Below are 9,633 nucleotides of genomic sequence, written 5' to 3' on the forward strand. Positions count from 1 at the left end.
CTCGTGTCTTGTTGTTATGGGAGCGACCGGCGCAGGCCGGCCAGATTATCAGCCGGCCCGTCGTGGCGAGCCGTTACCGCCTCCTTGCCGACGTACGGCGGGCGCGGCCGGTACGTCCGTTCCGACTCGCACGCAGGACACAGCGGCGAGCGACACAGCAGATAGCGCGCCATGGCCGGCAGGCAGCCGGATGGCGTACAGCGAGAGAGCGTGGAGCGAAGAAAAGGGCCCTGCCGGACGCCTGGCGGGCAGGCGAGACGACACGGCGCGGCCAGGGAACTGGCGCGGGGAAAGCCGGCGCACGGTGGCGCGGCGATGTGAGATCGGACGGTTCTGCATGACGACCTACCTGCGAAGTTGAGCGGAGTGGGACAGCTCGGGGCGCGGTCAGCGCCTGGGTTCGCGGGTACGTGTCGACGGCGGGCAGTCGATGGTCATGGTATTTCCCCTGCTTTGTTCTTGTGTCGGGGTTCGGGTCATGTCTTGTGCAGCGGATGGCGCTGGCAGGCGCCACCCGCGGGTACTGCTATCGGTCAGGCACCGACGTAGGCGGTCTTCACCGTGGTGTAGAACTCCTGGGCGTAGCGGCCCTGCTCGCGCGGCCCGTAGGACGAGCCTTTGCGACCGCCGAACGGCACGTGGTAATCCACGCCGGCGGTGGGCAGGTTGACCATCACCATCCCGGCCTGGGCGTGCCGCTTGAAGTGCGCGGCATGCTTGAGCGAGGTGGTGGCGATGCCGGCGGACAGGCCGAACTCGGTGGCATTGGCCTGGGCCAGCGCTTCGTCGTAGTCCTTCACCTTGAGGATGCTGGCCACGGGGCCGAAGATTTCCTCGCGGTTGATGCGCATGTCGGGGGTGGTCTCGTCGAACAGCGCCGGGGCCATGTAGTAGCCCTCGGTGGCCAGCGACAGGCGCTCGCCGCCGAACAGCAGGCGTGCGCCTTCGTTGCGGCCGATCTCGACGTAGTCCAGGTCCTGGCGCAACTGCGCTTCGGAAACCACCGGGCCGATGTCGATGCCGTCCTGCAGCGCATTGCCTACCTTGATCCGGCGCATGCGCTCGACCATGGCTTCGACGAAACGCGGGTAGATGCCTTCGGTGACGATCAGCCGGCTCGACGCGGTGCAGCGCTGGCCGGTGGAGTAGTAGGCGCTTTGCACCGACAGCTCCACGGCGCTGGCGAGGTCCGCATCATCGAGGACGATCTGCGGGTTCTTGCCACCCATCTCCAGCTGCACCTTGGCGCCACGGGCCACGCACTGCGCGGCGATGCGCCGGCCGACGCCGACCGAGCCGGTGAAGCTCACGGCGTCCACCTGCGGGTGGTTGACCAGGGCCTCGCCGATCACGCTGCCACGGCCCATCACCAGGTTGAACACGCCGTTGGGGAAGCCGGCGCGGGAGATGATTTCCGCCAGCGCCCAGGCACTGCCGGGCACCAGGTCGGCAGGCTTGATCACCACGCAGTTGCCGTAGGCCAGGGCCGGGGCGATCTTCCACGCCGGGATGGCGATGGGGAAGTTCCACGGGGTGATCAGGCCGACCACGCCCACCGCTTCACGGGTCACCTCGACGCTGACGCCGGGGCGCACCGAGGGCAGCAGGTCGCCGGCCAGGCGCAGGCATTCACCGGCGAAGAACTTGAAGATGTTCCCCGCGCGGCCGACTTCGCCGATGGCTTCGGGAAGGGTCTTGCCCTCCTCCCGCGCCAGCAGCGCGCCCAGCTCGGCGCGGCGGGCGAGGATCTCGCTGCCGACCTTGTCCAGCGCGTCGGCGCGGGCCTGCACGTTGCTGTTGGACCAGGCCGGGAAAGCAGCGCGGGCCGCCTCCACTGCCTGGTTGACCAGCGCGGCGTCGCCCAGCGCGTAGTCGCCGACCACGTCGGACAGGTCCGACGGGTTGCGGTTCGGGGTTGCGTCGGTAACGGCCAGCCACTGGCCGTCGACGTAGTGCGAATACTGTTGAGCCACGGGAACCTCCGGCTTACTGCGGGCCGAGTTTCTTGATCAGCGCGTCGAGCATCTCGACTTCTTCGCCGGTGAGGTCGGTCAGCGGTGCGCGCACCGGGCCCGCGTCATGGCCGACCAGCTTGGCGCCAGCCTTGATGATGCTCACGCCGTAGCCTTCGCAGCGGTTGCGGATGGCCAGGTACGGCAGGAAGAAATCGTCGATCAGGCGGTTGACCGTGGCGTGGTCGTCGCTGGCGATGGCGTTGTAGAAATCGATGGCGGTCTTCGGGATGAAGTTGAAGACGGCGGAGGAGTACACCGGCACGCCCAGCGCCTTGTAGGCCGCTGCGTAGACCTCGGCGGTCGGCAGGCCGCCGAGGTAGGTCAGGCGCTCGCCCAGGCGGCGGCGGATGGCGACCATCGGCTCGATCTCGCCGATGCCGTCCTTGAAGCCGATCAGGTTCGGGCAGCGGTCGGCCAGCTTTTCCAGGCTGTCGGCGTTGAGGCGGCAGACGTTGCGGTTGTAGACCACCACACCGAAGTCCACCGAGCGGCAGACCTGCTCGACGTGGGCCACCAGGCCTTCCTGGCTGGCTTCGGTCAGGTAGTGCGGCAGCAGCAGGATACCGGCGGCGCCCTGCTTCTCGGCTTCCTGGGCGTAGGCGATGGCCTGACGGGTCGGGCCGCCGGCGCCGGCGAGGATCGGTACCTGGCCACGGCAGGTATCCACCGCGGTCTTGATGATCGAGGAGAACTCGTTGGGCTCCAGCGAGAAGAACTCGCCGGTGCCGCCGGCCGCGAAGAGTGCACTGGCTCCGTAAGGGGCCAGCCACTCCAGGCGGCGGGCGTAGGTGTCCGCGCGGAAGTTGCCCTGGGTATCGAAGTCCGTCACGGGGAACGACAGCAGACCGGACGAAAGGGTGGACTTCAGTTCTTGTGGATTCATTGGCGATCACCCTGCAAAGCGAATTTTTATAGGAAGAGGTGCAACGACAATCGGCTTATGGCGTCATGTTGTCGGTCATCGTACAACTACAAACAAAAGCCGACAAGTCGTCAGACAACCTTTTCTTCCGTCCGCTCGTCAGCCGAGTTTTTCCTCGGCCGATTCATGGGCGCGGCGCAGGCGTTCGCGGGAGTTGGTGAGGTGCAGGCGCATGGCGGCGCGGGCGGCGTCGGTGTCGCCGCGGGCGATGGCGTCGAAGATATCTTCGTGCTCGCGGTTGACCCGCGCCAGGTAGTGGCTCTGGTCGTCATGGGCCAGGCGCGCCGAGTTGAGGCGGGTGCGCGGGATGATGCTCGCCCCCAGGTGGCTCATGATGTCGGTGAAGTAGCGGTTGCCCGTGGCTTCGGCGATGCGCAGGTGGAACTGGAAGTCCGAGGCCACCGCGTCGCGGCCGTTGGCCTGGCTCTCCTCCAGCGCATCCAGGGCGTCGCGCAGGCCCTGCAGCTGCTCGGGGCTGCGGCGCTGGGCGGCGAGCCCGGCGGACTCCACCTCCAGGCTGATGCGCAACTCCAGCACGGCCAGCACGTCACGCAGGGTGACGATGGTCGCCGGGTCGATGCGGAACGGGCCGTCCTTGGGCGTGTCCAGCACGAAGGTGCCGATGCCGTGGCGGGTTTCCACCAGCCCCGCGGCCTGTAGCCGGGAGATCGCCTCGCGGACCACGGTACGGCTGACGCCCTGCTCGGTCATGATCGCCGACTCGGTGGGCAGCTTGTCGCCGGGCTTGATGCGACCATCGCGGATACGCGCGGAAAGCTCGGCGACCACGTCATGGGCGAGGCTGCGGGAACGTTTGCGGGGAAGCGGACTGGTCGGCATGGTGGTCGCTGGAATAGATGAAGTGGCGGTCATCGTACAACATCGGGATGGCGCCCGGCCATGGTCGCCCGGTTGTGCGATGACTCTACCCTGCCCTCGTCCTGCCGATGCCGGATCTCGCGCAGGAGCGGACTCCGTCCGCGATGGCTTCGCCCAGCTCCTTGTTTGGCCGGAGCGGCACCGAACCGATCGCGGACGGAGTCCGCTCCTACGCTCATTGGTGTAACCGCAGTACCGCCTCCAGCTCTTCGCGCAGCCAGGGCTCATGGATTTCCGGCAGGCGCTGCGTGATCTGCCGGGCAACCCAGCGCTGGCCACGGCCGATGAAGTCGAAACGCAGCTCCAGGTCGTCGATGGCCATGGCGCTGGCATGGAAGTCGCCCACGCCGGTATCCGGCGTGGCGCCCAGTCGTTCCAGACAGCGCCGCAGGCGCCGGCAGCTTTCCGCCTCGCCCTGGTGCAAACGCTCCAGGCGGTTCCGTGCCACGGCCTCGTCGGCCTGCCGCAGGCTGTCGAGCATCACCCGCGCACCAGCGCGCTCGGCGCGCATCAAGGTCTGCAACCAGTCAATCAGATCGTCGGACATGAAGCCCCCAGGTCATCGCGAAGGCCCATCCTAGACCGTCTCGCGAAACGGTTTTAAATGAATTGAATTGCACTGACGCTGCAATTTTCCGAATACATCCAGCCCGCGCCGTACCTCTTCATTTCCGCTGCGCCGCTCGTCGGCCTTGACCCCGGACAAGGCATTGCAGAGCGGCCGCGTGCCAGATCTTCGCTTTCAAATCAAAATAACTGCACTTATGCAGCATTATTATTCGTTTGTTGCATCCATCTGCGCTGTTCAGACTGATCGGGCTCCCTGCGGCGAATTGCCTCCTACCTTGCCTCTTCGCCGATTAAGCAACGCTTAGCACTCTCGGGTGCCGTGGGAGCCGTCAGTCAACCGGAGTACGACGGAATCAAGATGGACAGCGCGATACCCCTCTATCAGCACACCCCCCGCGACGCCGAATACAACTACGACATCGTTCGCCGCTTCACCCTCACCACCCTGGGCTGGGGCATCTTCGGGATGCTCATGGGCGTGTTCATCGCCGCCCAGCTGGTGTGGCCGCAGTTGAGCCTGGAGATGCCCTGGACCAGCTTCGGGCGCATCCGGCCGATCCACACCAACCTGGTGATCTTCGCCTTCGGCGGCAGCGCGCTGTTCGCCACCTCTTTCTACGTGGTGCAGCGCACCTGCCGTGTGCGGATCATCTCCGACAGCCTGGCCAACCTGCTGTTCTGGGGCTGGCAGGCGAGCCTGGTGGCCATGGTGATCAGCTACCCGCTGGGCATCACCACCTCCAAGGAATACGCCGAGATGGAGTGGCCCATTGCCGTCTGGGTGACCTTCCTCTGGCTGATCTATGCCTACCTGTTCTTCGGCACCATCGCCCGGCGCAAGGTGCGCCATATCTACGTCGGCAACTGGTTCTACGGTGCCTTCATCGTGGTCACCGGGATGGTCCACGTGGTCAATCACCTGGCGATCCCGGTGACACTGTTCAAGTCCTATCCGCTCTACTCGGGCGCCACCGACGCGATGATCCAGTGGTGGTACGGCCACAGCGTGGTGGGCTTCATCCTCTCGGTGGGCTTCCTCGGCATGATGTACTACTACGTGCCCAAGCAGGCCGAGCGGCCGATCTACTCCTATCGCCTGTCCATCGTGCACTTCTGGGCGATCATCACCCTGTACATCTGGGCCGGCCCGCACCACCTGCACTACACCGCCCTGCCCGATTGGGCGCAGTCCCTCGGCATGGTGATGTCGCTGATCCTCCTGGCGCCCAGCTGGGGCGGCATGATCAACGGCATGATGACCCTCTCCGGTGCCTGGCATAAGTTGCGCACCGACCCGATCCTGCGCTTCCTCGTGGTGTCCCTGGCGTTCTACGGCATGTCCACCTTCGAAGGCCCGATGATGGCGATCAAGACAGTGAACTCGTTGTCGCACTACACCGACTGGACCATCGGCCACGTGCATGCCGGCGCCCTGGGCTGGGTGGCGATGATCTCCATTGGCGCGCTCTACCACATGATCCCCAAGCTCTACGGTCGCGAGCAGATGCACAGCGTCGGGCTGATCAATGCGCACTTCTGGCTGGCAACCATCGGCACCGTGCTCTACATCGCCTCGATGTGGGTCAACGGCATCACCCAGGGCCTGATGTGGCGTGCGGTGAACGAGGACGGCACGCTGACCTACTCCTTCGTCGAGGCGCTGGCGGCCAGCCATCCGGGCTACATCGTGCGGCTGATCGGCGGGTCCACCTTCGCCAGCGGCATGCTGCTGATGGCCTGGAATACCTGGGCCACGGTGCGCGCCGGCAAGCCGGTGTCGAACCTCGAAGCGACCGCGGCCTGAGGACGCGACGATGCTACTGAGCCTTATCGGCCTGATCGCCTGTATCGCCGCCTGCTGGCAATCCTGCCGCCATGACGACGAACAGGCGGCGCTGCTGCCCTTCGCCGACGACCCGGAAGCCGCACGGCGCATGAGTGCGGCCACCGGCCGGCACTGCGAAAGGATCGTCCAGCCGCTGCCGGAGCCGCCACCGCCCTACCGACTGCGCGCCTGATCTCCGACGCCAGTGATTTCCTGCTCCACGGACGGAGCCTCCCCGAGTGCCGATGTTGGCAACTTGCAGGGCTCTTTCCCGCGAGAGCCCGTTTTTTTTCAGACTTCGCTCCCCGGACCTTCCGATGCCCGCCCTCACCGGCTGGCGGCACCGCGCCGCCGCGTACCTGCCCGACATTCCCCATACCCGCCCGCGCGAATGGCTGCGCGCCTCGCTCGGCGCCAGCCTCGGCTTCCTGCTCAGCGCCGCCACCTGCGGCCTGCTGTTCGGCTCCTCGGTGGCGCTGCACTTCGCCGGCCCCTGGGCCGCTTCGGCCGTCCTGCTGTTCGCCGTATCCTCCGGCGCCCTCGCCCAGCCCTGGTCGGTGATCGGCAGCTACCTGTGCGCCTCGCTGGTGGCGCTGCTGATCGGCCTGTTCCTGCCCGCCGGCATCGCCAGCGCGGCCCTCGCCCTCGGGCTGAGCCTGCTGCTGATGTACCCGCTGCGCTGCCTGCATCCGCCGGGCGGTGCGCTGGCCTTCTGCATGGTGTTCGCCTCGCCGGTGCCCGGCGAACCGGTGTGGATGGCATCGCTGCCGGCAATCAGCGGCGGCCTCGGCCTGGTGCTGCTTGCGCTGCTGTTCAACAACCTGACACGCATGCCCTACCCGCGCCGCCGCAGCCTCGCGCCGGACAACCACCAGACCCAGGACCCGGCCCCCGGCGCGCGGGTCGGCATCCAGGCCGCCGACCTCGACCAGGCGCTGGACGAGCTTGAGGGCTTTGTCGACATCACCCGCGACGACCTCGAGCGCCTGGTGCGCAGCACCGAGCGCCACGCCCTGCGCCGCAGCATGGGCGAGACCCGCGCGCGGGAGGTGATGTCCCGCGACTTGATCTGCGCCTCGCCGGAAACCCCGCTCAGCCACGCCCTGCGCCTGCTGGTGAAGCACCACCTGAAGGCCCTGCCGATCCTCGACGAGGAGCGCCGGCTGGTGGGCATCGTCAGCCTGATCGACCTGCTGGTGCCCAGGGGCGCCTGGTGGAAGCGCCTGCTCGGCGGCATCGGCCTGCGCCGCGACCGCCTGCTGGGCGAGGTAATGACCCGCCCGGTGCTGCATGTAGATGCCGACACCCATGCGGTGGAACTGATCCCGCTGCTCTCCGACCACGGCCTGCACTGCCTGCCGGTGCTGGAACGCGGCGAGCTGGTGGGCGTGATCACCCAGACCGACCTGATCGCCGCGCTGGAGCGCGACCTGCTCAGTCACCTGGGCTGACCGCGCTTTCAGTTCGCCTGGGCTGACAGCCCTTTCCGTTACACTGGCCGCCTGAATCGCGCAGAAGCCTTTGCATGGACATCGACCTCACCCGCACCTTCCTGGAAATCGTCCGCCACGGCAGCTTCGTGGCCGCCGCCGACCGCATGCACGTCACCCAGACCGCCGTCACCGCGCGGGTGCAGAAGCTGGAGGCACACCTCAACTGCACGCTGTTCGTGCGCAACCGCGCCGGCGCCCGCCTGACGCCGGACGGCGAGGCCTTCGTCACCTACGCCAACCAGATCCTGCAGACCTGGGAAGCCGCCCAGCGCGACCTGCCACTGCCCGAAGGCATCCACAACGTGCTGCACATCGGCGGCGAGGTAAGCCTGTGCAACCCGCTGATGCTGCGCTGGGTCAGCCGTATCCGCCAGACCATCGGCGACCACGCAGTGCGCGCCGAGATCGGCGACGGCCAGAGCCTGCTGCGCCAGCTGGAGCTGGGCGTGCTCGATGCCGCCCTGGTCTACCAGCCGACCTACTGGCCGGGGATGCAGGTGGAGCAGTTGCTGGAGGAGAAGCTGATCCTGGTGCGCGCGCAGAACCCCGAACCCTACGTCTACATCGACTGGGGCGAAGGCTTCCGCCAGCAGCACGACAGCGCCCTGCCGGAACTGTCCAAGGCGCCGGTATCGTTCAACCTCGGCCCGCTGGCATTGCAGTACATCCTGGAGAACGGCGGCTCGGGCTACTTCCGCACGCGGGTGGTGCAGAGCTACCTCGACCGCAAGGTGCTGCGCCGCGTGCCCAAGGCACCGGAGTTCAGCTACCCGACTTATCTCGTGTATTCGCGGGACCGCGACTCGCAGACGCTGCAGCAGGCCTTCGCGGTGCTGCGCGAGGTGGTGGCGCAGGACCCGGACTGGTCGCAGCGCTGGGACCCGATGATCTGAGCCGCCAGAGCCGGGCAGGATCAGAATCCTATGAACCCTCCTCCAGAGTAATCTCATAGGGGCAAATCGGCCTCACTTCCACCATGGCGCCCTCTTTCTCCAGTGCGCCCACCATGAAACCGCTTTCTCTCATCCGCCACTCGCTGCTGCGCCCCTGGCTGATAATGCTGTCGTGCGTCGCCTCGCTGGCACAGGCGACCGACAGCAACACACCTCCCGAGCTACTCCGCCTGGCCACAGCTCAGTTCACCGTTGGCGCGCCGCTGTGGCGTTCCCTGATAGTGGGCAACCTGGTTACCGAAGCGAAACTCGTCACGCTGGAGGGCGCCCGCAACAACCTGGGCTCCGGCGAGTGGCAACACGACATGGACGGCGAAGACAGCCGCGACTGGCTCTGCTATTGGCTCCCGCATGCAAGGCTGGGCCTATGGCTGGTTTCCGACGCCAGGAAGACCGATGGCAGCCATCGCATCACGCGCATCACCCTGCGCAACCAGCCCCAGCCACAAACCACCAGCGCGTGCGCGGCACTACGGTCTCCCCAGCTTTCGCTGTCGCTCGATGGCTATGACTGGATTGGTGCGTCGAGTGCGGAAGTGCAGGCGGTCATGGGAGTATCGACACCGCCGGCGGACGGCTGGTGGCGCTTCGAACATCACCGCCGGATCGAAGGCAAGTGCGATAGAACCCGATACCGCACCAACTGGCTCTGGCTGCACTTCGCCAAAGGCCGCGTGGATGAGATCGACGCGGGGCAGATCTCCAACTGCTGAGTGTGCCTGGGCACAGTCCACGGCCGCCGTAGGAGCGAGCCCGCCCGCAAGCCCCGCCCGGACAACCATGGCAGGCAGGCTCGCCCCTACAGGTACCACGCCCTTGTCCTCCCCAGGTTCCCGGCCCTTTCCTGTCAGGGGAAGGAGGCGTATGCCGGGTGTTCCTGTGTTCGCAAAACCTTCGCCGACAAGGTCCGCAGCCCTCAACGCTGATACGCAGGGCGGATAACCCGTTCCGGGTTATCCGCCCTGCGCGGCTGCCC

The 9,633-nt window shown here is 66.7% G+C and carries 9 protein-coding genes; 5 read left to right on the forward strand and 4 right to left on the reverse strand.

Annotated features, from left to right (window positions below; all coding sequences use genetic code 11):
• Positions 1-533: 533 nt before the first annotated feature.
• From IB255_RS19465 to IB255_RS19480, 4 genes are all read right to left on the reverse strand, one after another.
• A complete protein-coding gene (locus IB255_RS19465) occupies positions 534-1,973 on the reverse strand; it encodes an aldehyde dehydrogenase family protein (protein WP_081519706.1) in 1,440 nt (479 codons plus the stop codon).
• A gap of 13 nt (positions 1,974-1,986) precedes the next feature.
• The gene (gene kdgD, locus IB255_RS19470) at positions 1,987-2,898 is read right to left on the reverse strand and encodes a 5-dehydro-4-deoxyglucarate dehydratase (protein ID WP_081519705.1); all 912 of its coding nucleotides are present in this window, start codon (positions 2,896-2,898) and stop codon (positions 1,987-1,989) included.
• 138 nt (positions 2,899-3,036) lie between these two features.
• The gene (locus IB255_RS19475) at positions 3,037-3,777 is read right to left on the reverse strand and encodes a FadR/GntR family transcriptional regulator (RefSeq protein ID WP_081519704.1); all 741 of its coding nucleotides are present in this window, start codon (positions 3,775-3,777) and stop codon (positions 3,037-3,039) included.
• A 214-nt stretch (positions 3,778-3,991) separates the two neighbouring features.
• Positions 3,992-4,363 (reverse strand): DUF6306 domain-containing protein, encoded by a 372-nt coding sequence (locus IB255_RS19480; protein ID WP_081519703.1) that lies wholly within the window; start codon positions 4,361-4,363, stop codon positions 3,992-3,994.
• A 381-nt stretch (positions 4,364-4,744) separates the two neighbouring features.
• Between IB255_RS19480 and ccoN the strand changes: the two genes are divergently transcribed.
• The 5 genes from ccoN (at position 4,745) to IB255_RS19505 (ending at position 9,370) form a co-directional block, all read left to right on the forward strand.
• The gene (ccoN, locus tag IB255_RS19485) at positions 4,745-6,190 is read left to right on the forward strand and encodes a cytochrome-c oxidase, cbb3-type subunit I (protein ID WP_151187312.1); all 1,446 of its coding nucleotides are present in this window, start codon (positions 4,745-4,747) and stop codon (positions 6,188-6,190) included.
• Between the two features lie 10 nt (positions 6,191-6,200).
• Positions 6,201-6,404 carry a hypothetical protein gene (locus IB255_RS19490; RefSeq protein WP_081519702.1) on the forward strand — a complete coding sequence of 68 codons (204 nt, stop codon included), beginning with the start codon at positions 6,201-6,203 and terminating at the stop codon, positions 6,402-6,404.
• Between the two features lie 124 nt (positions 6,405-6,528).
• Complete coding sequence (locus tag IB255_RS19495; protein WP_081519701.1) at positions 6,529-7,662, forward strand: CBS domain-containing protein; 1,134 nt, start codon at positions 6,529-6,531, stop codon at positions 7,660-7,662.
• Between the two features lie 74 nt (positions 7,663-7,736).
• Positions 7,737-8,597: a LysR family transcriptional regulator gene (locus tag IB255_RS19500; protein ID WP_081519700.1), complete on the forward strand. Its 861-nt coding sequence runs from the start codon at positions 7,737-7,739 to the stop codon at positions 8,595-8,597.
• Between the two features lie 113 nt (positions 8,598-8,710).
• Positions 8,711-9,370 carry a hypothetical protein gene (locus tag IB255_RS19505; RefSeq protein ID WP_081519699.1) on the forward strand — a complete coding sequence of 220 codons (660 nt, stop codon included), beginning with the start codon at positions 8,711-8,713 and terminating at the stop codon, positions 9,368-9,370.
• The last annotated feature ends 263 nt before the right edge of the window (positions 9,371-9,633 follow it).

It is taken from the genome of Pseudomonas sp. PDM22 (assembly GCF_014851965.1).
Classification (GTDB): domain Bacteria; phylum Pseudomonadota; class Gammaproteobacteria; order Pseudomonadales; family Pseudomonadaceae; genus Pseudomonas.

Bases quoted from the DNA above. Each gene is read 5' to 3' on its own strand.
- IB255_RS19500 (WP_081519700.1), top strand. From the start codon at position 7,737: ATGGACATCGACCTCACCCGCACCTTCCTGGAAATCGTCCGCCACGGC.
- IB255_RS19490 (WP_081519702.1), top strand. From the start codon at position 6,201: ATGCTACTGAGCCTTATCGGCCTGATCGCCTGTATCGCCGCCTGCTGG.
- kdgD (WP_081519705.1), bottom strand. From the start codon at position 2,898: ATGAATCCACAAGAACTGAAGTCCACCCTTTCGTCCGGTCTGCTGTCG.
- IB255_RS19475 (WP_081519704.1), bottom strand. From the start codon at position 3,777: ATGCCGACCAGTCCGCTTCCCCGCAAACGTTCCCGCAGCCTCGCCCAT.
- ccoN (WP_151187312.1), top strand. From the start codon at position 4,745: ATGGACAGCGCGATACCCCTCTATCAGCACACCCCCCGCGACGCCGAA.
- IB255_RS19495 (WP_081519701.1), top strand. From the start codon at position 6,529: ATGCCCGCCCTCACCGGCTGGCGGCACCGCGCCGCCGCGTACCTGCCC.
- IB255_RS19505 (WP_081519699.1), top strand. From the start codon at position 8,711: ATGAAACCGCTTTCTCTCATCCGCCACTCGCTGCTGCGCCCCTGGCTG.
- IB255_RS19480 (WP_081519703.1), bottom strand. From the start codon at position 4,363: ATGTCCGACGATCTGATTGACTGGTTGCAGACCTTGATGCGCGCCGAG.